Raw genomic sequence first — 23,753 nt, 5'->3', positions numbered from 1 at the left:
GCTTGGTCCGGCCGGTCGCGACCGGCCGGCAGGCACGCCGGTGGTGGTTTGATGTAAGTGGCGAAGGTATTTGCTTCGCCAGCGGATACTAAATCTGGAGTGAATGTGATGTTAATCCCCGTCATCCTGTCCGGTGGTGCTGGCACGCGGCTTTGGCCCGTCTCCCGCGAAGGGCACCCCAAGCCGTTCATGAAGCTTGCCGACGGCGAGAGCCTGCTGCTGAAGACGTACCGACGGGCAGCCGCGGCGGTTGGCCAAGATGCCGAGTCCGCATGTGCTGAGCTGCTGACGGTCACGAACCGCGACTACTACTTCATGAGCAAGGACGAGTTCGTCTGCGCGGCGCTCGGCGATCAGCAATCCGGCGTATTCATGCTCGAGCCGTCCGGCCGGAACACAGCGCCCGCCGTCGCGATGGCGGCGCACCACGTGGCGGAAAAGTACGGGCGCGATGCGCTGATGCTGGTGCTTGCGGCCGATCATCTGGTGCAGGATCAGCAAGGATTCTCCGCGGCCGTTGCAAGCGCGGTCGACCTGGCGAAGCAGGGCAAGCTGGTGACGTTCGGCATCGTGCCGACATGCCCGGATACCGGTTTCGGCTACATCGAGGCCGGCGAGCAGATCGGCAACGGCCGGGTGGTGCAGCGCTTCGTCGAGAAGCCCGATGCGGTGAAGGCCGCCGAATACCTGGCGACGGGCAATTATCTGTGGAATTCCGGCATGTTCTGCTTCGCGGCGGGCGCCATTCTCGACGAGATGGCCCGTCACGCGCCGGACGTCGCGGCGGCCGCCGAAGCATGCTGGGCGTCGCTGCAGGCCGACAAGGCCACCGCGCAGATGCTCGAGATCCCGGCCGAATCGTTCCAGAAGATGCCCGACATCTCGATCGACTACGCGGTGATGGAGCGCTCGTCGAACGTGGCGGTGGTGCCGTCCAGCTTCGGCTGGAGCGACATCGGCTCGTGGGGCGCGGTGCGCGACCTGGTCGCGCCGGATCAGGACAGCAACCGTGTCGTCGGCGATGCGATCTTCGTCGATAGCCACAATACCTACGTGCAAAGCCCGGATCGCGTGGTCGCGGCAGTCGGCGTGGCCGATCTGATGATCATTGATACGCCGGACGCGTTGCTGGTCGCGCATCCCGATCGCGCGCAGGACGTGAAGCAGGTCGTCGCCCGGCTGAAGAAGCGCAATCACGATGCGTACAAGCTGCATCGCACCGTGAGCCGGCCGTGGGGCACCTACACGGTGCTGGAGGAAGGGCCGCGCTTCAAGATCAAGCGTATCGAGGTCAAGCCGGGCGCGAGCCTGAGCCTGCAGATGCACCATCACCGCAGCGAGCACTGGATCGTCGTGTCGGGGATGGCCAAGGTCGTCAACGGCGACCGTGAAATCTTCGTGCGCACCAACGAGTCGACCTATATCCCGGCCGGGCACAAGCACCGCCTCGAGAATCCGGGCGTGCTGGATCTCGTGATGATCGAGGTGCAGAGCGGCGAATACCTCGGGGAAGACGACATCGTTCGTTTCCAAGATGTATACGGGCGGGCTTGATGCTGGGCATGCTGAGAGCCCTGTGGGCGTATCGCGGCTTCATCCTGGGAAGCGTCAAGCGGGAATTCCAGTCCAAGTACCGTAATTCCCTGCTGGGCGCTGCGTGGACGGTCCTCAACCCGCTCGCGATGATCGTCGTCTATACGGTGATCTTTTCGCGGGTGATGCACGCCCGGCTGCCGGGCGTCGACAGCGGCTTCGCGTACAGCATTCATCTGTGCGCGGGCGTGCTGCCGTGGGGGATGTTCGTCGAGATCGTCAGCCGCGCGCAGAACGCGTTCATCGAGAACGCCAACCTGATCAAGAAGCTGAACTTTCCCCGGCTGTGCCTGCCGGTGATCGTGGTGGCGAACTCGCTGATCAACTTCGCGATCGTGTTCGGGCTGTTCGTGGTGTTCCTGCTGGTCACCGGCAACTTCCCCGGCGTGGTGTTCGTGGCCGTCATTCCGCTGCTGATCGTACTGACGCTGTTCGCGATCGGCCTCGGGATCACGCTCGGCGTGCTGAACGTGTTCTTCCGCGACGTCGGGCAGTTCTTCAACATCGTGCTGAATTTCTGGTTCTGGCTGACGCCGATCGTCTATTCGGTCGACATCCTGCCCAAGCGGATCCAGGCCGGGATGCAGTTCAACCCGATGGCATCGCTGGTCGAGTCGTTCCAGGTCGTGATGATGCAGGCCAAGTGGCCCGACTGGTCGCAGCTCTGGTTCGTGACGGCGCTGGGCGTCGGCCTGTGCCTGCTCGGCTTCAGCCTGTTCCGCAAGCATGCGGGCGAAATGGTGGATGAACTCTGATGGGCACCATTACCGTTACCAATCTGGGCAAGGCCTACAAGCAGTATCCGACGCGCTGGTCGCGTCTCGTCGAATGGATGGACCCGCGTCGCAAGCAGCACCACACGCTGCACTGGGTGTTGCGCGACGTGAGCTTCTCGGTGAAGGCCGGCGAGGCGTTGGGCATCATCGGCATCAACGGCGCGGGCAAGAGCACGCTGCTGAAGATGATCGTCGGGACCACGCAGCCGAGCGTCGGCAGCGTGATCATGACCGGCCGCGTCGCCGCGCTGCTGGAACTCGGGATGGGCTTCCACCCGGATTTCACCGGGCGCCAGAACGTGATGATGGCCGGGCAACTGCTCGGCTATTCCGTCGACGAACTGCTCGCGCTGATGCCGGAAATCGAGGCGTTCGCCGAAATCGGCGAATACATCGACCAGCCGGTACGCGTGTATTCGAGCGGCATGCAGGTGCGGCTCGCGTTCAGCGTCGCGACCGCGCGCCGGCCCGACGTGCTGATCGTCGACGAGGCGCTGTCGGTCGGCGATGCGTATTTCCAGCACAAGAGCTTCGACCGGATCCGCGAGTTCCGCAAGCTGGGCACGACGCTGCTGATCGTCGCGCACGACAAGGCTGCGATCCAGGCGATCTGCGATCACGCGATCCTGCTGAATGCCGGGCGGCTGGAGATGGAAGGGCCGCCGGAAGTGGTCATGGACTACTACAACGCGATGCTGGCCGACCGCAAGGACCACGAGGTCCGGCAGGAGAAGCTCGAGAGCGGCGCGGTGCAGACCGTGTCCGGCACCGGCGAGGCCGTGATCGACGCGGTCGAGCTGCTGGACGAATCCGGTCAACCTATCGAGGTTGCGGGCGTCGGGCAGCCGGTCGCGTTGCGCGTCAGGGTCCGGTGCGTGGAGGCGATCCCCGAGCTGGTGGTCGGCTACATGATCAAGGACCGGCTCGGGCAGACGGTGTTCGGCACGAACACGTATCACCTGAAGCAGGTGCTGGTCGGTCTCGACGCGGGACAGGCGATCGAGTTGCGCTTTGAATTCACGGCGAATCTCGGCGTCGGCAGTTATTCGGTCGCAGTCGCGCTGCATACGGGCGACGCCCATCTTGCCAACAACTACCAGTGGCGCGACCGCGCGCTGGTGTTCAACGTCGTCAACATCAAAATGCAAGACTTTGTCGGCGTAGCCTGGTTGCCGACGACGGTGCGGAGCTTGCCATAGTGGATAGTTTTTATCGTGCGTTTGAAGATCGGTATCGGGGATCGCGCAAGCTGATCAAAAACCGACTGACGAACTACTCGCCCTTCTTTCAGCCGCTTGCGGCGCGTTATCCGGGCGGGAAGACCTTCGACCTGGGGTGCGGCCGCGGCGAGTGGCTCGAGCTGATGGTCGAGGCCGGGTTCGAACCGATGGGGGTCGATCTCGACGCGGACATGCTGGAAGCCTGCCGCGAGCGCGGGCTGCCGGTTCAGCAGGGCGATGCGATCGCGTATCTCGCGTCGCTCGAATCGGATAGCCACGCGCTGATCTCGGCGTTTCACGTCGTCGAACACGTAAGCTTCGAGCAACTGGGCGTGATCGTCCGCGAAGCGTTGCGCGTGCTGAAGCCGGGCGGCCTGCTGATCCTCGAGACGCCGAATCCGGAAAACATCTCGGTGGCGACGACCAATTTCTACATGGATCCGTCGCACCAGAAGCCGATTCCGCCGCTGTTGCTGTCGTTCGTCGCCGAGCATGCGGGCTTCGATCGCGTGAAGGTGGTCCGTCTGCAGGAATCGCCGGAGCTGCGCGATACCGAGACGCCGGTTCAGTTCCTCGACATCGTGCGCGGCGCGAGCCCCGACTATGCGATCGTCGCGCAGAAGGACGTGGGATCGACCGAGGGTGCGTTCGACGAAGCATTCGGCGCGGAATACGGGCTGACGATCGATACGCTGATCCAGCGTTACGAAACCCGGCTGACATCGAACGTTTCGCAGATCGGCGGTCGCGTGCAGCAGATGAGCACGCGGCTTCAGTCCATCGAAGGTCAACTGCGGCTCGCGGAAGGGCGGCTGCAGCTCGCCGAGGATCGCAGCCGGTTCGCCGAAGAACAGCGCGTGCTCGGGGAGCAAGTGCTGCGCGAGGTCGAAGCGCGCGCGCAGCATGCCGAGGAACTGGCCCGGCTGGCCAGCTCGCGGGTCGTCGATACGCAGCTGCTGCATGTCGAGGATCGGTGCCGGCAGCTCGAGGCGCAGCTCGCGCTGGCCGAGAGCAAGTTGCACGAGGCCGAGGCGCGTGCACTGCACGAGCAGGGCGTGGCCCAGCAGACGTATGCGCATCTGCAGGCCGTCTATGGGAGCACGTCGTGGCGCGTCACCGCGCCGCTGCGGTGGGTGAGCCTCGGCCTGCGCGGCAAGGGGCTCGGGCCGCTCAAGCGGGGCGTGAAGCAGCAGGTGAAGCGTGTGGTGCGCTACGCGTACCGGCAGCCCGTGCTGCGCCGGCTCACGGTGGCCGTGCTCAATCGCGTGCCGGGCCTGAAGGCGCGGCTCGTGCCGTACGTGGCGGCCGCAGCGGCCAGTCAGCCCGTCGGCACTGCGTCGACGCATATTCGTATCGACAATCTGGACGCGCATGCGAATCGCATTCACGCGAGCCTGGTCGCTGAATTCGACCGGCTGAAGCAGGAGAAGAACTGATGCGCATTGTTATCGACATGCAGGGTGCGCAGACAGAAAGCCGATTCCGCGGAATCGGCCGCTACGTACTGGGTTTTGCGAAGGGCGTCGCGCGCGTGCGCGGCGAGCACGAGGTCGTTCTGGTCCTGAACGGCATGCTGAGCGAATCGATCGAAGCGATTCGCGCTGAGTTCGAGGGGTTGCTGCCCCAGGAAAACATCCGTGTCTGGCAGGCGATCGGACCGGTCGAGGAAGTGATCGACGACAACGCCACACGCCGGGAAATCGCGGAACTGAGCTGGGAATCCTTCCTCGCGAGCCTGCGGCCGGACGTCGTGCACGTCGGCAGCCTGTTCGAAGGCGTGACGGGCTACGGCGTGTCCAGCGTCGGCCAGCTCGATCGCGCGACGCCGGTCAGCGTGACGCTGCACGACCTGATTCCGCTCGTGCACGCCAAGCGGTATCTCGACCCGCACCCGGTCACTTCGCGGCACTACTACCGGAAGATCGGCTATCTGCAGAAGGCGGCGCTGCTGCTCGCGAACTCCGAATTTTCGCGGCAGGAAGGCATCGAGTACCTGGACTATCCGGCCGAGCGGATCATCGCGGTGTCGTCGGCCATCGAGGAGTCGTTCAAGCCGATCTCCGTCGATGCGGCCGAGGCCGACCGCCTGCGCCGCCAATTCGGGATCAACGCATCGTTCCTGCTGTATACGGGCGGCGCGGACGAGCGCAAGAACCTGCCGCGACTGATCGAGGCGTACTCGCAGCTGTCCGGCACGCTGCGTGCGAAGGTGCAGCTGGTGTTCGTGGGCAAGATCCCGGAATCCGTCAAGGCCGAGCTCTACAAGCACGCGGCACAGTTCGGCGTCAGGGAGTCCGAACTGAAGTTCACGGGCTTCGTCAGCGATGCGGATCTGCACGCGCTCTACGCGATCTGCGACGCGTTCGTCTTCCCGTCGTGGCACGAAGGGTTCGGTTTGCCGGTGCTCGAGGCGATGGCGTGCGGTGCGCCGGTCATCTGCGCGCATGCGGGCAGCCTGCCGGAAGTCATGGGCTGGCAGGATGCGATGTTTGATCCGATGGACGTGCCGGCGATGTCGCGGAAACTGGCCGAGGTGCTGGAGGATCCGGCGTTCCGCCAGAAACTGCGCGAGCATGGCCTCGTGCAGTCCCGCAAATTCTCGTGGGATGCGGTGGGCCGCCGGGCGTTCGCCGAATGGGAAAAGCTCGCCGCGCCGCCCCGGCCGTCGTGGCTCGAGCAGTCCCGCTCGCAGGAGCGCCTGATCGAACTGGTGGCAGCCAAGGCTGCCTGGTCGACGGATCGCAACATGCTGGTTCCGCTCTCGGCATGCCTCGCGCAGAACGAGAAGACGGGCTACGTGCGGCAGATCCTGGTCGACGTGTCCGAGTTCTGCCAGAACGATGCGGGCACCGGCGTGCAGCGGGTCGTCCGAAACTATCTCGACTGCCTGCTCAAGCAGCCGCCGGCAGGGTATCGCGTCGAGCCCGTCTATGCGACGCTGGCTCACGGCTATCGGTATGCACGCCGCTTTACCCAGAAGTTTCTCGGCGCGCCGGTGGACGAATCGATCCGCGACAGCGACGTGCAATGGCAGCGCGGCGACGTGTTCCTCGGTCTGGACATGCAGCACTCCGTGCAGATCGCGCAGGCGGCGTTCTACCAGAAGCTCCGGCAGCAGGGCGTGGGCGTGAAGTTCCTGGTCTACGATCTGCTGCCCATCGAGTTCCCGGAGTATTTCTTCGACGCGAACCTGAAGACGATGCACGAACGGTTGCTGGCCGTGATGGCCACGACGGACGGCACGATCTGCATTTCCAAGGCGACGTCCGACGCGCTGCTTGCGTGGATTCGCGACAAGAACATCCCGACGTCGCCGAACTTCAGCAGCACGTGGGCGCACATCGGCGTCGATTTCCCGGAAGTGGTCGAAGGCGCGCTGCCGCCTGACGCCGCGACGGTGATCGCCGCGATGCAGCGCTGCCCGAGCTTCCTGTGCGTGTCGACCATCGAGCCGCGCAAGAACCAGGCACAGGTGCTGGAGGCGGTCGAGGCGTTGTGGGCGGCAGGGCAGGACGTCTGCTTGACCTTCGTCGGGCGGCTGGGATGGAAGATGGACGCGCTCGCGGACAAGATGCGCAAGCATCCGGAGTTCGGCAAGCGTCTGTTCTGGCTTGCCGGCGTCGACGACAACTACCTGGTCAGCCTGTACAAGGCGGCCAGCGGGCTGGTCGCCGCCAGCGTCAACGAAGGTTTTGGCCTGTCGCTGATCGAAGCCGCGTACTACGGGCTGCCCGTCATCGCGCGGGACATTCCCGTGTTCCGCGAGGTAGCCGGCGATGGCGCCTATTATTTCGGCGGGAATTCGGCCGGAGAATTGAGCACGGCGCTCGCGGCATGGCTCGAACTGTACCGGCTCGGCCAGCATCCGAAGCCGACCGGCATTTCGTGGCTGAACTGGGAAGACAGCACGGCGCTGCTCGCGTCGCGGCTGCTGGACGGCGTATCGAACACGCGCCAGTTGCTCGTCGATATTTCCGAGCTGGTGCAGCGCGATGCGCGCAGCGGCATCCAGCGCGTCGTGCGCAGCATTCTTCGCGAGTGGGTGCTGCAGCCGCCCGCCGGCTATCGTATCGAGCCGGTGTATGCGACTGCCGACCAGCCGTATCGCTACGCGAGAACTTATATGGCCCGCTTCCTCGGGAAGGAAGACAATTCGCTGACCGACGATCCGATCGAATACGGTCCCGGCGACGTGTTCCTCGGGCTCGATCTCGCGCCGGCCGTCGTGCCGCATTACGCGGGCTTCTATCAGAACCTGCGCGAGCAGGGCGTGCGGGTCAAGTTCGTGGTCTACGATCTGCTGCCGCTACGGGACAACCATTTCGAGCAGCACGTCGTCGACCACTTCGTGCGCTGGCTGGACGTCGTCGCCGAAAGCGACGGTGCGCTGTGCATTTCGAAGGCGGTCGCCGATGAATTCGACGACTGGATGGCCGGGCGCAAGATCGCGCGGCAGCGTCCGTTCGCGTTGAACTGGTTCCATCTGGGTTCCGATATCGCGAACTCGGTGCCGACCACCGGCATGCCGAAAAACGCGGCGAGCGTGCTCGACGCGCTGGCGGCGCGTGCCAGCTTCCTGATGGTGGGCACGCTGGAGCCGCGCAAGGGCCACGCACAGGTGCTGGAGGCCTTCGAGCAGTTGTGGGCGGCCGGCGTCGACGCCAATCTCGTGATTGTCGGCAAGCAAGGCTGGATGATGGACAATCTGGCGAACCGGCTGCGGTCCCACACGGAACGGGATCGTCGGCTGTTCTGGCTGGAGAGCATCAGCGACGAGTTTCTCGAGAAGGTGTATGCCGCGAGCGGTTGCCTGATCGCGGCGTCCACCGGCGAGGGGTTCGGGTTGCCGCTGATCGAGGCGGCTCAGCACGGCGTGCCGATCCTGGCCCGCGACCTTCCGGTTTTCCGCGAAGTGGCCGGCGAGCACGCAGCGTATTTCACGGCACACGACGCGTCCGCGCTGGCCGGCGCAATTCGCGCGTGGCTGGCCGGAAAGGCGGCGGGCACCATTCCGTTGTCGACCGGAATGCCGTTCCTGTCGTGGCGGCAGAGCGCGGCGATGTTGACCGAAAAAATATAGGTCGGGGCGAGTCCGAAGGTCCGGCTGCATGCGGACCTGCGTATTGAATAGTTATGTTGAAACGAGTTTGAGGGGATGATGAAGACTTCCATTATTACCGGCATCACCGGTCAGGACGGTGCTTACCTTGCGCAGATTCTGCTCGAGAAAGGCTATACCGTTTACGGCACCTATCGCCGCACGAGCTCGGTCAACTTCTGGCGCATCGAGGAGCTCGGGATTGCCAAGCACCCGAACCTGCATCTGATCGAGTACGACCTGACCGACCTGTCTTCGAGCATTCGTCTGCTGCAGACCACGGGCGCGACGGAAGTCTACAACCTCGCCGCGCAGAGCTTCGTCGGCGTGTCGTTCGACCAGCCGGTCACCACCGCGGAAATCACCGGGATCGGCCCGCTGAACCTGCTCGAGGCGATCCGCATCGTCAACCCGAAGATCCGCTTCTACCAGGCGAGCACGTCCGAGATGTTCGGCAAGGTGCAGGCGATTCCGCAGATCGAGTCGACGCCGTTCTATCCGCGCAGCCCGTATGGCGTGGCCAAGCTGTATGCGCACTGGATTACGGTGAACTATCGCGAAAGCTACGACATCTTCGGCTGCAGTGGGATCCTGTTCAATCACGAGTCGCCGCTGCGCGGCCGCGAGTTCGTCACGCGCAAGATCACCGACTCCGTCGCGAAGATCAAGCTCGGCCAGCTCGACGTGCTCGAACTGGGCAACATGGACGCGAAGCGCGACTGGGGCTTCGCGAAGGAATACGTCGAAGGGATGTGGCGCATGCTGCAGGCCGACGAGCCGGACACCTACGTGCTGGCCACGAACCGGACCGAAACCGTGCGCGATTTCGTGCGCATGGCATTCAAGGCGACCGGCGTCGACCTGGAATTCAAGGGCAGCGACGTGAATGAAATCGGCGTCGATGTCGCGACCGGCAAGACGGTGGTTCGCGTCAATCCGAAGTTCCATCGCCCGGCCGAGGTCGATCTGCTGATCGGCAACCCGGAGAAGGCGAAGCAGAAGCTCGGCTGGGAGCCGAAGACGACGCTCGAGGAGCTGTGCGCGATGATGGTCGAAGCGGATTTGCGTCGAAATGAACGCGGCTTCTCGTTCTGACGCCCCGCGCGCCCTGGTGACGGGGCTCGGCGGCTTTACCGGCGATTATCTTGCGCAGTCGCTGCGTGCGGCCGGCTATCGCGTGTTCGGCACCGCGCACGGCGCCGAAGCGACGGGCGCCGACATGTACCGCGTCGACTTGTGCGACCGCGCCGCGCTCGCGCAAGTCGTCGCGGACGTGCAGCCGGACGTGGTCGCGCATCTGGCCGCGATCGCGTTCGTCGCGCACGGCGACGCCGATGCAATCTATCGCACCAACGTGGTCGGCACGCGCAACCTGCTGGAGGCGCTTGCGAACCTGGAGAACCGTCCGAAGGCGGTCCTGCTGGCGAGCAGCGCCAACATCTACGGTAACGCGGCGGTCGAGGTCATCGACGAATCGGTCGAACCGAATCCGGCGAACGATTATGCGGTCAGCAAGCTGGCGATGGAGTACATGGCGCGTCTTTGGCGCGACAAGCTGCCGATCGTCGTCGCGCGTCCGTTCAACTACACGGGTGTCGGCCAGTCGCCGCAATTCCTGCTGCCGAAGATCGTCGGCCATTTCCAGCGCGGCGAGCGCGTGATCGAGCTCGGCAATATCGACGTCGAGCGCGATTTTTCCGACGTTCGGCGCGTGGTGGACGCCTATCGGCGCCTGCTTCAACTGGCACCGGCCGGCGGCGTGTTCAACGTATGCTCGGGCCGTGCCGTATCGCTGAAGGCGGTGATCGCGATGATGGAACAGATCGCCGGCTATTCGATCGAGGTGCGCGTCAACCCGGCATTCGTGCGGGCGAACGAAGTCCGTCGTCTGCAGGGTGACGGTGCGCGCTTGCAGGCCGCCGTCGGGCCGCTCGAGGACATTCCGCTGGAAAGCACGCTGCGCTGGATGTTTGGCGGAGGGCGGGGGTGAAAGTCGGTTTCGGCACGACCGCCCTCGCGCGCAGCAGCGCGCATGGCGGTGTCGACGGCATCGGGTCGTATACGCGTGAACTGGGGCGGGCGCTGCTGGCGCACGGCGGGGTCGACCTGGTTCCCGCCGGCTTCGGCGCGGTCGTCGGCGGCGATGCATTTCCGGGCGCCCGGCCGCCCGTGAATCTGGGCGGGCACGCGGTCGCGACGGTGCTGGGCGCCGTCACGCCGTGGTCCTGGGTCGACACGCAGGCGCTGCGCGCCGAGCGCGTCGACGTTTTCCATGCGACGGATCACCTGATTCCGAAGCTGTCGGGCACGCCTGTGATCGCGACGCTGATGGATGCCATTCCGCTGTCGCATCCGGAGTGGACGACGGTCCGCCTGGCCGCGCTGCGCCGCTGGCTGCTGCGGCGTTCCGGGCATTGGGCCGATCATGTGATCACGATCTCCGATTATTCGAAGCGCGAAATCGTCGAGCATTTCGGCATCGCGCCCGACCGGATCTCGGTCGTTCCGCTGGGCGTGCACCCGCGCTTCTTCGAGCGGATCGACTCGGACGAGCGGGCCGCGGTGCTGAAGCGGCTCGGCCTGCCCGAGCAGTTCTTCCTGTGCGTCGGCACCCTGCAGCCGCGCAAGAACCTCGAGCGGGTGGTGGACGCCCACGCGAGCCTGCCGGCCGCGCTGCGCCGCGACATCCCGCTGGTGATCGTCGGCCGCGCCGGATGGGGCTGCGATCAGCTCGTCGCGCGCCTGGGCGCGGACGAAAGCGGCAGCGTGCGCTGGCTCCAGTATCTGCCCGACCACGACGTGCGCGCATTGATGCAGTCGGCCAGCGCGCTCGTGTTCGCGTCGCTGTGCGAGGGCTTCGGACTGCCGGTCGTCGAGGCGTTCGCGTCGGGGCTGCCGGTGATCGCATCGAATACGACGTCGGTTCCCGAAGTCGCGGGTGACGCGGCGATCCTGGTCGACCCCGCCAGCACCGGCGACATCGCCGACGGGATGCGCGCGCTCGTCGAGCAGCCGGGCAAGGCCGCCGCGCTGCGTGAAGCCGGGCTGGCGCGTGCACGCGAACTGAACTGGCCAGCCTGCGCGGCGCAGACCCTGGCCGTCTACGACACCGTCCTGCGCGGGACGCGTCGTTCATGAGTGAATTTGCTGCGAGGAGTACCGCGTGAAGTTGGGGGTGGATATCACCTGGATGGTGGGCAACTACCGCGGCATGGGGCGGTTCGCCCGGCAACTGGTGGCGCCGGTCGGCGCGTCGGTCCTGGGCCTCGCGCCGGACGGCGTGAGCGCCGACGAATGGCCGTGCGTGAGCGGCGGCCGCGGTTTCTTCCCGTGGTGGGAGCAGGTCGAGTTGCCACGCCTGTGCCGGGAACAGAAGCTCGACTACCTGCTGTGCCCGTACAACACCGGGCCGCTGCGATCGATCGGCAACACGCGGTTGATCGCGGTCGTTCACGACCTGATCTACATGCAGCCGTGGAGCGTGCTGCCGCCGGCGAGATCGCTGTACCAGACCGCCGGGCGCGTTTATCGCCGGCATGTGGTGCCGCGGCTCGCGCGCCAGGCGGACGTCGTGCTGACCATTTCGCGATTCACGCAGCGTGAGCTGGTGGAGACGTTCGGGCTGCGCGAGGCCGACGTGCAGGTCATTCCGTGTGCGATTTCGGACGACTGGTTCGCCCCGCCGCTGAGCCGCGCGGAGCGCGAGCCGTACCTGTTTACGGTGGCGGGCGAGGTGCCGAGCAAGAACGTCGACCGGCTGCTGCAGGCCTTCGCGGTCGCGCGGCCGGCGCTGGACGACGACGCGCGGCTCCGGATCGCCGGTATCAAGGTCGAGCATCACGCGCATTTTCTCGAGCGCGCGAATGCGCTCGGGCTTGCGCGCCACGTCGAACTGCTCGGCTACGTGTCGCGCGACGAACTGCGCGAGCAGTACCGGCGTGCGCGTGCTTTCGTGTTTGCTTCGCTGTTCGAAGGATTCGGGATTCCGCCGCTGGAAGCGATGGCGTCCGGCACGCCCGTCGCGTGCAGCAACACGACGTCGATCCCCGAGATCGTCGGCACGTGCGGCCTGCAGTTCGATCCGTATTCGGTGGAAGACATGGCGGAGCAGATCCGCCAGGTATGGTGCGACGACACGCGTTTCGAGGTGGCGTTCGGCGACGGGATGGACCGTGCGCGCACCTTTTCGGAATCCGCTGTCCGTCCGAAGATCGAGGCTTTCTGGGCGCGCCTGTCATGAGCGAAAACAAGAAGAAGCTGCTGGTGCTGACGCCGCGGTTTCCGTACCCGGTGATCGGCGGCGACAAGCTGCGGATCTATCACCTCTGCAGGATGCTGTCGCGCCATTACTCGCTGACGTTGCTGAGCTTGTGCGACAGTCAGGAAGACATGCATGCCGAAGTGCCGGCCGACGGCGTGTTCGATCGCGTCGAACGAGTCTTTCTGTCCAAGGCGCGTTCGTACGTCAATACGCTGCTCGCGCTGCCGACGCGCACGCCGCTGCAGGTCGCGTACTACCGCAGCAGCGCGTTTGCGGCGGCCGTGTCCCGGCTGCTGCCGTCGCATGACGGCGCGTTCGTGCATCTGGTGCGCTGCGCGGAGTACGTGCGCAAGTCGGACAAGCCGCGCGTGCTCGAAATGACCGACGCGATCTCGCTCAACTACAGCCGCGTCAAGCAGCTCAGGAAAGCACGCGGGCTGAAGTCGCGCGTGTTCGGCATCGAGGCGAAGCGCCTGCTCGACTACGAGCGCACGATCGTCGACGACTTCGATCTGTCGGTACTCGTGTCGAAGACCGATCGCGACTACCTGTTTCCCGGCGAGTCGGGCAAGCGGGTGATGGTGTGTTCGAACGGCGTGGATCTCTCCGGCCTGCCGTATGCGGCGCGCAGCATGGCGAACCGCTTGCTGGTGTTCATCGGCGACATGCGCACGGTGCAGAACCAGGACATGTGCCACTACTTCGCCGAAACGGTGCTGCCGTTGCTGCGCCGGCGTGCCGACTATCGTTTCCGGATCGTCGGCTCCATCGCGCCCGCGCTGGCCGAGCAATTCCGTGCGTACGACGGCGTCGAGGTGACCGGCCGCGTTGAGTCGGTCGCGCAGGCCGCGGCCGACGGCGCAATCGGCGTGTGCCCGATGCGGATCGGCGCCGGCGTGCAGAACAAGATCCTCGAATACATGGCGCTCGGGCTGCCGGTCGTCACGACGTCGCTGGGGCACGAAGGGCTGGGTGCGAAAAGCGGGCAGGACCTGCTGATCGCCGATACGCCCGACGCGTTCGTCGAGCGCATCGAGTGGCTCGTCGCGCATCCGTCGGAAGCAGTGGAGATGGCCGGTCACGCGCGGCAGTTCGTTGAGCGCGAACATGGCTGGCTCGAGATGACCCGCGCGCTGGTCGAGCGGGTGGACGCGCTGCTGGCTGCCGGCCCGGCGCGTTAGCCGGGCGACGGCTCAGCTTTCGTGATGCCGGAAGCTGAACTTCTTGTGGCCGATGTAGCTGGAGAAAACCGGGACGATCACGCCGATCAGGTGGGCGATGTCCCGGTCATGCCAGTGCAGGCCGAGCCGCGGAAAGACGTAGTACGCAAGACCGACGCTGACGAGCCACGTCTGCAACACCGCGACCAGGTTCACCAGCGTGAAGAAGAATGCCGAGCGCCCCGTGGACTGCGTGCTTTTCTTGAAGACGAACAGTTTGGCCAGGATGAACGCCGTGATCATGCCGGTCACGTAGGCGACGACGATCGCGGCCGAGTAGGGCATCCACAGGTTGTAGAGAATCCGGCTGCTCCAGTTGACGGCCGCGGCGAAGCCGCCCGTCAGCAGGAACAGCAGGAATTCCCGGGAAACGAGGCCGCGCTTCGCGGTTCGGACAAGGTCGGTCATACCATTCTGGCCATTTCGCGCGCGAGCCCGATACTTTCGGAGATGCCGCGGTCTTCGGGGTAGTAATACGACGTGTCGGCGACCAGCAGGCCCCGCACGGGCAACTGGATCGGCGGCAGGCGATCGGCGAAGCCCGGCTCGCACACCGGTTGCGCGAAGCGGTAGCGGCTCGCGCGCACGTCGATGAAATCGTCGGGCGTGATCGCGGGGTTGATCTTCATCAGGTAGCGCTTCACCTTGTCGATGAAGGCCGTATCCGGCTGCTGGTAGACCGGGTGTTCGCCCGGCACGTAGAACGGAACGTACACGACGTGCGCATCGAGCGGACGCAGGTTCGTGTATTCGACGATCCCCGGAATGTCCATCTCCGGATCGTTGGTGTTGAGCCAGAAGTTCTCGGTGACCGGCTTGCGCAGCTTGGCGATCACGCACACCACCGCGACGTTCTTCACGCTCGCGAATTTTTCCAGGATGTCGGTCGGGAGATCGGGCATCACGCGCGGCACGTACGGCAGCGGAATGGTGCTGATCACCTTGTCGAACGCGAGCGACTCGCCACCCGCCTCGACGCCGGCGACCTTGCCGTTCTCGATCAGCACCTTGCTGACCGGCGTGCCGAGCCGGAACTCGCCGCCGTTTGCTTCGATGTAGCGGCGCATGCCTTCGAGCAGCGTATCCGAGCCGCCGTCGAGGTAGCCGAGCTTTTCCCTGAAGAGGTTGTAGCGCGACCGGCCGATCCGGCGCACGCGGCTCCAGATCCACGCGGCGGAGAGGCTGCGCGCGTGATCGTAGAACTTGTAGTCGAACAGGCGGCGCCACAGCACTTCCCACGCTTCTTCACCCACCCAGCGGCGAATCCAGCCGGTCGCCTCGAGCTTGTCGAGCGGCTTCCAGTCGTCGCGGCGCGTGCAGAGAAACGCGTGCAGCCCGTAGCGGATCTTCGCGGTCAGGCCGAGCCCCTTGAACTTCAGCAGTGCGATCGGATTGCCCCACGGCTGCACGCGATCCTGGTAGAAGTACCCCATCTTCGTTTCGCGCCAGTGCATCTTGTCTTCGAGGCCGAGTTCCTGCAGCACCTTCAGGAACGCGTGATCGGAAATCGCGTGGAAGTGGTAGTAGCGCTCGATCGAGAGTCCGCCGAAGTCGAAGCATGCGGCCATGCCGCCGACACGGTCGTCTGCCTCGAAGATCACGGGCTTGCGCCCGTCCTTGACGAGCTGGTAGGCAACGCCGAGCCCCATGGGGCCGGCACCGAGGACGGCAATACGGTCTGCGCTCATGGCTTTAGAACTCTAGTGCGATGTGGCTGTAGGTCGGGTCGTTGAAGGTTTCGGTCATGGCCTTGTCAAGCGGCGTGGCCTGGATGCCGAAGATGCCTTCCCAGTCGATCACCTCGAACTCGTCGCCGGCGGTGAGCGCCTTCAACTGGTCCGCGGTGAACGGCGGATTGCTGTCGAACAGCGCGTAGATCTTCAGCAGCACGTAGAACAGGCCGTACGGGATCTTCACGATCGCGCAGCGTGCGTGGGTCGCGCGCTTGATCTGGCGGATGAGGTCGATGTAGTCGACGCGCTCGAGCCCCGTGATGTTGAAGGCCTGTCCCGCCTTTCCGGAGCGGATGCAGCTGATGATCACGTTGCAGAAATCGCCGACGTAGAGCGGCTGGCGCATGTAGCGGCCGCTGCCCGGGATCGGGAACACCGGCACGCGGTGCATGAAGCGCGACAGCCAGCCGAGGTGCTTGCGGTCGAACCAGCCGAACATCAGCGTCGGACGCAGGATCACGCAGTTGATGCCCGATGCGGCGACGATCTCTTCCTGCTCGCGCTTGGTTTCCGTGTACCAGTCGTCCCCCACGGAATTGACCACCGACGAGCTGATGTGCACCGTATGGGGAATGGCATAGCGCTTGATCACCTCGAGCACGTGCTTCGTCGACGTGATGTTGTTGCGCACGAACGGCTCGCGGGTCGGCGCGCCGATCTGGGCCTGCAGCATGACGACCGTGTCCGCGTGTTCGAAATGCTTGTCCCAGTCGCCCGGCTCCGCGAGATCGGCGAACACGGCGGTGACATCCGGATGCACCTGGCGCAGCACGTTCAGGTTCGCTTCGTGCTTGTCGAGGACGACGATGTTCGAGTAGCCCTGCTGCTTCAGGCGGGCAACGAGGTTCTGACCGACCAGGCCGGCGCCGCCAGGGAGGACGATACGGGTTTGATTCATGATTTCGGGTGTCTGCATGAGAGGGGCGGGCGCGTCGCGGTTGTCACAGGGACAGGCGCTTGAAGACGAACTGCGGCACCGAGCGGATGATCAGCATGATCAGCGACCAGAAGCACGGCGTATACAGCACGTTCTTCTTCTTCTCGATGGCCCGGGTGATGTCCTTCGCGACCTTCTCCGGCGACGCGACGAGCGGGCCGGGCAGCGGCAGCCCCGCCGTCATCGCGGTGGCCACGAAGCCGGGCTTGATCGTGACGAGGTGGACGCCGGCCTTGTAGAGCCGTGCGCGCAGGCCTTCGCAGAACGTCGCGAGCGCGGCTTTCGCGCTGCCGTACAGATAATTGGACGGGCGGCCGCGGTCGCCGGCGACCGAGCCGATCACCGCGATCGCGCCGCTTCGTGCCGCCTCGAGCGTGTTCGCGATCGTGGTCAGCAACGCGATCACCGACGTCGCGTTGGTATTGAATTCGCGCACGGCAACGGCGGGGTCGGCCTGGCACAGCGCCTGGTCGGGCAGCGTGCCCGGTGCGACCAGCACGATGTCGGGCGCGCCGTCGAACGCGCGCCGGCAGTCGTCGAGCATCGCGGCGTGCTGCTCCAGTTTGTTGATGTCCAGCGTGTGCGTGGCCGCGAGCGTCGCGCCGCGGGCCAGCAGATCGTCGGCCACTTGCTGCAGGCGATCAGCGTTGCGCGCGACCAGGAACAGCCGGGCGCCCTGAGCGGCCCAGACGCGTGCACAGGCCATCGCAATGCCTGAGGTCGCACCTACTATCAGTATCTTTTTCTGCATGGTCATGTACGGGTGACGCGATCCCAAAAACGGGAAAGCAGCGCGGGATCGCGCAGGGTTTCGACCTGTTCCCAGTCCGGATAGGCCGTCCGGAAGTCCTGGCCCGTCATATGGGCATCTTTCGCCGGATAGATTCTTCCCGCGGCCTCGCGGACGATGGTGTCGAGGACGGCAAAGAGCCGGTGGTTCTGTTCATCGCGCTGCGGAAAGTCGAGCGCGAGCGACGTGCCTTCCATCGGGAACGACAGCAGCCCGGGCGACCGGACGTCGCCGCAACGCTTCAACACGGCCAGAAACGATCCGGTTCCGCTGTCGGCGATCGCGCGCAGCATGTCGCGCGTCGCGTCGCGGGCCACCGCGCGCGGCACGACGCATTGATATTGCTGGAAGCCGCGGCGTCCGTAGATCCGGTTCCACTCGAGCAGGCCGTCCAATGGATAGAAGTACTGGTCGTAGCTGACGGTGGAGCGGACTTCGCGGGTCTGCTGGCGGTGATAATACAGGCCGTTGAATGCGCGCAGGGTCGCCTTGTTGAAAATCGGCGCCGGAAAGGTGAACGGCACCGTGCGTTTGCCGCGCCGGTCGACTTCCAGCGGCCCTTCGTTTGCATGATCGCCGATCATGAAGATGCCGCGGCCGAGCTGCTCGCCCCGACCGAGGCAATCCACCCACGCGACGCTGTATTCATGCACGGGATCGTAGGCTTCCGACAGCGCGAAGAACTCGTCGAGATCGCCGAAGCGGATGCTGGTCACGTCGATCCGGCTCGACCGGATCGGCATCAACTGGATCTCGGCCCACTGGATCAACCCGGTCAGGCCCAGGCCGCCGATCGTCGCGGCATGGAGTGCCGCGTTCGTATCCTCCGCGCATTCGACCATCGTGCCGTCGCTGCGGGCCAGCATGAAGCGGCGCACATGACGGCCGAACGTGCCGCGCACGTGATGGTTCTTGCCGTGCACGTCGTTCGCGATGGCACCGCCCAGCGTCGCGTATTTGGTCCCGGGCGTGACGGGCAGCATCCAGCCGCGCGGTATCGCGACTTCCAGAATCTGCTCGAGCGTGATGCCGGGCTCCGCGCGCAGCACGCCCGTTTCCCAGTTCGCGCCGATCAGCCGGTCCAGCGGGCGGGTTCGCAGCACGTGGCCGGACGCGGCCAGGCAACTGTCGCCGTAGCTTCTGCCGTTGCCGTAGGCGAGCGTGGTTTCATGCGCACCGACGACTCCTGCCCAGGTGCCGGGCAGGTCGTTGCGCCACGCAACGTCGTGCGGGGTTTGCGGGTGGGCGGGGTAGCGTCCCCATGAAAGCACCGTGCGCATGGTTCAGATCGCCGCCCAGAAGACCAGGCCGCACAAGCCGATCACGACCAGGCTCAACCGGTCGCGGACCGCGAAGATGATCGGGTCGTCGTGCATGTGGCCGCGGTGCGCGAGGATCCAGGTCCGGCTGATCCAGTAGAGCAGTAGCGGACACGCGAGCCAGATCAGTTGCGGGTGACGGTAGAGGTGTGCGGTCTTCGGATCCTGGATGTACATCGCCAGCACGAGCACCGACAGATAGCCCGATGCGCTGCCCAGCGACGAGACCAGTTCGAGATCGCTTGCGACGTAACCGCGGCCGCGCGACTGGGTCAGCCCGCGCTTTTTCATCGACAGCAGTTCCGCGTAGCGCTTGACGAGCGCGAGGCTGAGGAAGATGAACATCGAGAAGGCCAGCAGCCAGAACGTCAGATGCGTCGCGATGGCCGTTGTGCCCGCAATGATCCGGACGGTATAGAGCAGCGCGAGCACGACGACGTCGACCATCACCAGGCGCTTGAGCACGGCAGAGTAGGCCAGCGTCAGCGCGTAGTAGCCGAGCAGCACCGCCGAGAAGCGCCACGGCAGTGCGACGTATGCGAGCGCGAACGCGCCGACGAGCAGCGCGGGAAACGCGGCCAGGCCCCACGCGAGCGGCAGCGCGCCCGATGCGAGCGGGCGCCGGCATTTGGTCGGATGGTGGCGGTCGTCCTCGAGATCGAGCAGGTCGTTGAGCAGGTAGACGCTCGACGCGCAGAGGCCGAAGGCGACGAACGCCAACGCCGCATTGACGATCAGGTGGGGCGAGCCCAGCATGTGTCCGGCAAGCAGCGGCAGGAAGATCAGCAGGTTTTTCAGCCACTGATGCATGCGCAGCGACCGGGCCCACGTTTTCAGCGCCGGCGGACGGGATTCGAACACACGCTCGACGTTGCCGGCCTTTTCGGCCGCGCGCTTGACGGCGGCCGGGGCGTTGACGACGTACGCACGCTCGGCTGCCTGCCAGACCGGAAGATCGTCGCGCGAGTTGCCGGCATAGTCGAAGCCATGTTCGCCGAAGCGGGCGACGAGCCGGTCCCGTTTCCGATGCGCGGACAGGTTGACCTGGTCGTTGGTCGCGAGGACTTCGTCGAACAGCGCGAGATGCTCGGCGATCGCGTGCGCGTACTTCTCGTGGCTGGCGGTGGCCAGCACGATCGTGCGTCCGTTCGCGCGTTCGTCCTTGAGCCACTCGACGATCTGCGGATCGAACGGCAGCACGCTGACGTCGAGATCGGTCTCGGCGGCCAGCCGCGACTTGAGCACGGGCTTGCCGCCGCGGAGCAGCCACGCGATCGGCGCGTGGCAACGAAGCGGCGAAGACTTCAGGTAACAGAACCCGGATTCGATCAGGACGTCCGAACGAAGCAGGGTGCCATCGAGGTCAACAACGAGCGGTCTGCCGATCATAGTTAGGTGCTGCAGTGGCGGGTCGAATCAAACAGCATGAGCAGACGGTTGCAAGTACCTTCGAGGCTCGCCTCAATGGGCGAGGCCGAGTCCGTATAACGAGACGCCGAGTGTGCGCGGATCGTCGGACATGCCGACGGACTGGGGCGACACGATGTCGGGATCGACGAAGCGGATATCGAGCCGGCCCTGAACCGCCCGTTCGATCGGGATGCGAATCGTCTGCCGCGGCGTGCCGGCATTGAACGTGGCGTGGTAAGCCGGGGCGTCGTTCACATAGATCGTCAGATGCTGGGCGGAATTCGGGCGCGGCAGGAATGCGCCGAGATCCAGTTGCAGGGTGCCCGAGTATCCGTTGTGTACCTTCAGCAGCAGGTGGGCTTCGTTTGCCTGCATCCAAACGAACTCCGGTTCCACGGACGACCAGCCGTCGCCAAGAATGATGCCGAAGATGCCTGGGTTCTTTGCGACCGACAGATAACCGACGTCCGAAAAATCGTCAGGATATTTTCTGATCAACAGGCCCGCGGCTGCGATATCCGCCGGCGCGCGATTGTCCGCCGTTGCACTGGAAACCTCGTATTGCGGGTGATTCGCGATTTCATCCGGCGTGCACCGCGCATCCTTCGTAAACAGGATATGCCAGCTTTGCCGGATGCAGAAAAGATCGTTCCCGCGGTGCTTCGCATAGACCTCCAGGCCGACGACCGTCGTCCATACCTTGCCCCAGTTCGACTGGTTGTTGAGGTTCAGGACGATGCGCCCGTCCGGTTTGATCTTTTCCAGCTTGTTGTACAGGTCGACGACGTCGGGGCGCGTATAGGCATCGGCGTAAGCCGGCGTGTGGTCGATTTTCCGGGCGGTGACGATCAGCAGAACGGGGATCGCGATTGTCGCCAGCATCGCGAACGACGCGGGCGACGACGCACGCATGATCCACACGACGATCAGGCTGGCGGCCAGCGCGGGAACCGCATAGTAGAAGTACCCGATGTATTTCTGGTCGAGCATGTCGACCCCGAACTTCGAGTAGACGATCATGGCCGCGGTGGCGGCGAGCAGCGTGGCCAGCAGGCCGAGTATCTCGACGGGCATCGTTTGGCGTTTGCTGGACAGACCAAGAACGAACAACGCGCCGATGACGAGTATCGCCGCAATGAAGATCGCGTTGCCACCCCAGAATTGGGCGGCATACTGAAGCGATTCGCCGAGCGTATTGGCGTGGTGCTGTTTGCCGAACGAGATGTAGTCGGCTATCGGGCCCGGCGGATGGCGGATGGTCTCGATTGCCAGCGGGACGAAGAACAGCAGCAGAACGCCCACGGCCCGGGCAATTCGCGCTGCGTTCGTTCGCCAGTATTCCAGACCGAACATCACCTGATCGGCGGGCAGCTTGCGATGCGCGAGCACGTTGTAGAGCACGAGCAGCACGAAGATGATCCCGAGCGTCGACAGGAACGACACGTGCCCGTTGATCAGGAAGCCCGCACTCAGTGCCAGCGGCATGAGCATGTCGGCTTTCCCGGACGCGAACCGGGACGCGGCGACGAGCGCGGCCACGAACGGGAAGAAATAGAGCTCCGGAAACCACATGCCGGCGAAGAACTGGAAGTTCTGATACGCGACGATGCAGAGGAATGCGGCCGTCACGAGACCGGCGCCGCGCACGGATCCGACGATGGTCCGGAGCATCCGGAACACGACCGTGATCCACGCTGCGTTGTACAGGATCGACGCGACCATCTGGCCGGAAAACGGCGATGCGACGACATGCAGCCAGTCGTACAGGAACAGCTCGCCGAATGCCTGCACGTACAGGATCGCGGGGCCGGGATGGTTGAACCCGACGCGCGAGTAGTTTCCGACGAACAGATCGAGGTGTTTCGCCTTCTGGATCAGCAGGCTGTTGGCAGCGAAGTCCGAAATCTCGATGTGATTGACGTTGATCAACGGCCAGTTGATCAGCAGCAGCGCGAACGCAAGGACACCGAAAATCAGCAGATCGAGCAGGCAGGGGTTTTTAGCAATGGAATTTTGGGTTGACGGGTGCTTTGCGTTTGCGTCCAACATGGATCCCATTGGTCTCACTTGTTCTATGAAGCATTCCGGCGCACAAGCGGTTCGTGCACCGGTTTTCGTCGTTCTAGGCGGGCGCTATCATGCAGGAAAAAGCGTGATATTTCAACCTCTTGCGTGCGTGTCGAATGTGTGTTGCGGTGAATTTGGGATAGTGTCCGGAGGGCCGCGCATCACGTGTTCTGTTCCCCGGGAGCGGGTGCCGAAGTGCGTCCTAACTGCGCGATCGAAACCCGGGACCTAAACGGTATACTGCGGGTCTATTAGGCATTCGAACATCATTCATGTATCGAATGGGCATGGATGTCCGCCGAGCTTGTCGCGTGCCGCGTCCATGCTGCTTTCTCAACCGCTTTGCCTGGAAACATCGCCGATGCATGTCGTGGTAACGGGGGCGAACGGCTTCGTGGGCCGCGTTCTATGCCGTACCCTGGTCGAGAACGGTCATCGGGTGACCGGCCTCGTGCGCCGCGCCGGCACCGCGCCGGCTGGCGTCGACGAGTGGGTCTACACCGGCCCCGAATTCGCCGATATCGACACGCAGTGGCCGGCCTCGGCCCGTGATGCCGACTGCGTCGTGCACCTCGCCGCGCGCGTGCACGTCATGAACGACGCCGCTGCCGATCCGGACGCCGCGTTTCGCGCGATGAACGTCGATGGCACGCTGCGCGTGGCCGCCGCCGCGCACCGGCATGGCGTGCGTCGCATCGTGTTCGTGAGCAGCATCAAGGCCATCGCCGAAACCGACGGCGGCCAGCCGCTGCGCGAAGACAGCCCGGCCCGCCCAGAAGATCCGTACGGCCGTTCCAAGCGCGATGCCGAAGTGCAGCTTCGGCAATTCGGCGACGACACCGGCCTCGAGACGGTGATCGTCCGGCCGCCGCTGGTGTACGGCCCCGAGGTCCGCGCGAACTTCCTGAAAATGATGGACACCGTGTCGCGCGGCGTGCCGCTGCCGCTCGGCGCAATCACCGCGCGCCGCAGTGTCGTCAGCATCGACAATCTCGTGGACGCATTGCTGCGCTGCATGAGCGACCCGCGCGCGGCGCGCGAATGTTTCCACGTCGCCGACGACGACGCGCCGTCGGTCGCCGGCCTTCTGCGCATGGTCGGCGACGCGCTCGGCCGGCCGGCGCGGCTCTTTCCGGTGCCGCTCGCCGCGCTGCGGCTCGCGGGTCGCCTGACCGGCCGCCGCGCCGCGATCGACCGCCTCACCGGCGGCCTGCAGCTCGATACGAGCCGCATCCGGCGCGTGCTCGGCTGGCAACCTCCCCATACGACCCGACAGGGTCTCGAGGCGACCGCCGCATGGTATCGTTCGCGCGATACCCAGAACTAACC

Annotated in this window: 19 protein-coding genes; 12 read left to right on the top strand and 7 right to left on the bottom strand. The window is 64.9% G+C overall.

What is annotated here, in order from left to right; genetic code table 11:
• Positions 1 to 108 precede the first annotated feature (108 nt).
• The 10 genes from BX604_RS03355 (at position 109) to BX604_RS03310 (ending at position 14,129) form a co-directional block, all read left to right on the top strand.
• Positions 109 to 1,554 carry a mannose-1-phosphate guanylyltransferase/mannose-6-phosphate isomerase gene (locus BX604_RS03355; protein WP_098549567.1) on the top strand — a complete coding sequence of 482 codons (1,446 nt, stop codon included), beginning with the start codon at positions 109 to 111 and terminating at the stop codon, positions 1,552 to 1,554.
• Positions 1,554 to 2,348 (top strand): ABC transporter permease, encoded by a 795-nt coding sequence (locus BX604_RS03350; RefSeq protein ID WP_098549566.1) that lies wholly within the window; start codon positions 1,554 to 1,556, stop codon positions 2,346 to 2,348. The genes BX604_RS03355 and BX604_RS03350 overlap by 1 nt, the downstream gene beginning before the upstream one ends.
• Entirely contained in the window at positions 2,348 to 3,568 is a 1,221-nt protein-coding gene (locus BX604_RS03345; RefSeq protein WP_098549565.1) for an ABC transporter ATP-binding protein, read from the top strand. The genes BX604_RS03350 and BX604_RS03345 overlap by 1 nt, the downstream gene beginning before the upstream one ends.
• On the top strand, positions 3,568 to 5,025 hold the full coding sequence (locus tag BX604_RS03340) for a class I SAM-dependent methyltransferase (RefSeq protein ID WP_098549564.1): 1,458 nt from the start codon (positions 3,568 to 3,570) through the stop codon (positions 5,023 to 5,025). The genes BX604_RS03345 and BX604_RS03340 overlap by 1 nt, the downstream gene beginning before the upstream one ends.
• Complete coding sequence (locus BX604_RS03335) at positions 5,025 to 8,669, top strand: glycosyltransferase family 4 protein (RefSeq protein WP_098549563.1); 3,645 nt, start codon at positions 5,025 to 5,027, stop codon at positions 8,667 to 8,669. The genes BX604_RS03340 and BX604_RS03335 overlap by 1 nt, the downstream gene beginning before the upstream one ends.
• A gap of 78 nt (positions 8,670 to 8,747) precedes the next feature.
• Positions 8,748 to 9,782 carry a GDP-mannose 4,6-dehydratase gene (gmd, locus tag BX604_RS03330; protein ID WP_098552682.1) on the top strand — a complete coding sequence of 345 codons (1,035 nt, stop codon included), beginning with the start codon at positions 8,748 to 8,750 and terminating at the stop codon, positions 9,780 to 9,782.
• Positions 9,760 to 10,677: an NAD-dependent epimerase/dehydratase family protein gene (locus tag BX604_RS03325; RefSeq protein ID WP_096503411.1), complete on the top strand. Its 918-nt coding sequence runs from the start codon at positions 9,760 to 9,762 to the stop codon at positions 10,675 to 10,677. The genes gmd and BX604_RS03325 overlap by 23 nt, the downstream gene beginning before the upstream one ends.
• Positions 10,674 to 11,825 (top strand): glycosyltransferase family 4 protein, encoded by a 1,152-nt coding sequence (locus BX604_RS03320; RefSeq protein WP_098549562.1) that lies wholly within the window; start codon positions 10,674 to 10,676, stop codon positions 11,823 to 11,825. The genes BX604_RS03325 and BX604_RS03320 overlap by 4 nt, the downstream gene beginning before the upstream one ends.
• 25 nt (positions 11,826 to 11,850) lie before the next feature.
• A complete protein-coding gene (locus BX604_RS03315; protein ID WP_098549561.1) occupies positions 11,851 to 12,927 on the top strand; it encodes a glycosyltransferase family 4 protein in 1,077 nt (358 codons plus the stop codon).
• Positions 12,924 to 14,129, top strand: a complete 1,206-nt coding sequence (locus tag BX604_RS03310) for a glycosyltransferase (protein WP_098549560.1) — start codon at positions 12,924 to 12,926, stop codon at positions 14,127 to 14,129. The genes BX604_RS03315 and BX604_RS03310 overlap by 4 nt, the downstream gene beginning before the upstream one ends.
• 12 nt (positions 14,130 to 14,141) lie before the next feature.
• On the opposite strand, the gene BX604_RS03305 is transcribed toward BX604_RS03310, so the two are convergent.
• The 7 genes from BX604_RS03305 to BX604_RS03275 all read right to left on the bottom strand — a co-directional run bounded on the left by BX604_RS03305 (position 14,142) and on the right by BX604_RS03275 (position 21,986).
• Positions 14,142 to 14,576: a GtrA family protein gene (locus BX604_RS03305; RefSeq protein WP_098549559.1), complete on the bottom strand. Its 435-nt coding sequence runs from the start codon at positions 14,574 to 14,576 to the stop codon at positions 14,142 to 14,144.
• On the bottom strand, positions 14,573 to 15,856 hold the full coding sequence (locus BX604_RS03300; protein ID WP_098549558.1) for an NAD(P)/FAD-dependent oxidoreductase: 1,284 nt from the start codon (positions 15,854 to 15,856) through the stop codon (positions 14,573 to 14,575). Before BX604_RS03300 ends, BX604_RS03305 begins: the two co-directional genes overlap by 4 nt.
• 4 nt (positions 15,857 to 15,860) lie before the next feature.
• Positions 15,861 to 16,799: an NAD-dependent epimerase/dehydratase family protein gene (locus BX604_RS03295; RefSeq protein WP_098552681.1), complete on the bottom strand. Its 939-nt coding sequence runs from the start codon at positions 16,797 to 16,799 to the stop codon at positions 15,861 to 15,863.
• A 43-nt stretch (positions 16,800 to 16,842) separates the two neighbouring features.
• On the bottom strand, positions 16,843 to 17,595 hold the full coding sequence (locus BX604_RS03290; RefSeq protein WP_098549557.1) for an SDR family oxidoreductase: 753 nt from the start codon (positions 17,593 to 17,595) through the stop codon (positions 16,843 to 16,845).
• Entirely contained in the window at positions 17,592 to 18,908 is a 1,317-nt protein-coding gene (locus BX604_RS03285) for an FAD-binding oxidoreductase (RefSeq protein WP_098549556.1), read from the bottom strand. Before BX604_RS03285 ends, BX604_RS03290 begins: the two co-directional genes overlap by 4 nt.
• A 3-nt stretch (positions 18,909 to 18,911) precedes the next feature.
• On the bottom strand, positions 18,912 to 20,336 hold the full coding sequence (locus tag BX604_RS03280; protein WP_098549555.1) for a UbiA family prenyltransferase: 1,425 nt from the start codon (positions 20,334 to 20,336) through the stop codon (positions 18,912 to 18,914).
• Positions 20,337 to 20,408: 72 nt separating this feature from the next.
• Positions 20,409 to 21,986: a hypothetical protein gene (locus BX604_RS03275; RefSeq protein ID WP_143747999.1), complete on the bottom strand. Its 1,578-nt coding sequence runs from the start codon at positions 21,984 to 21,986 to the stop codon at positions 20,409 to 20,411.
• Positions 21,987 to 22,106: 120 nt separating this feature from the next.
• Between BX604_RS03275 and BX604_RS38235 the strand changes: the two genes are divergently transcribed.
• Together BX604_RS38235 and BX604_RS03270 are read left to right on the top strand one after the other, a co-directional pair.
• A complete protein-coding gene (locus BX604_RS38235; RefSeq protein ID WP_143747998.1) occupies positions 22,107 to 22,379 on the top strand; it encodes a hypothetical protein in 273 nt (90 codons plus the stop codon).
• Positions 22,380 to 22,785: 406 nt separating this feature from the next.
• The gene (locus BX604_RS03270; RefSeq protein WP_098549553.1) at positions 22,786 to 23,751 is read left to right on the top strand and encodes a UDP-glucose 4-epimerase family protein; all 966 of its coding nucleotides are present in this window, start codon (positions 22,786 to 22,788) and stop codon (positions 23,749 to 23,751) included.
• The last annotated feature ends 2 nt before the right edge of the window (positions 23,752 to 23,753 follow it).

Source organism: Burkholderia sp. JKS000303 (assembly GCF_002563755.1).
GTDB classification, from domain to species: domain Bacteria; phylum Pseudomonadota; class Gammaproteobacteria; order Burkholderiales; family Burkholderiaceae; genus Burkholderia; species Burkholderia anthina_B.
Note: the sequence above shows the minus strand (reverse complement) of the source record. Positions and strands in the feature narration are given on the sequence as shown.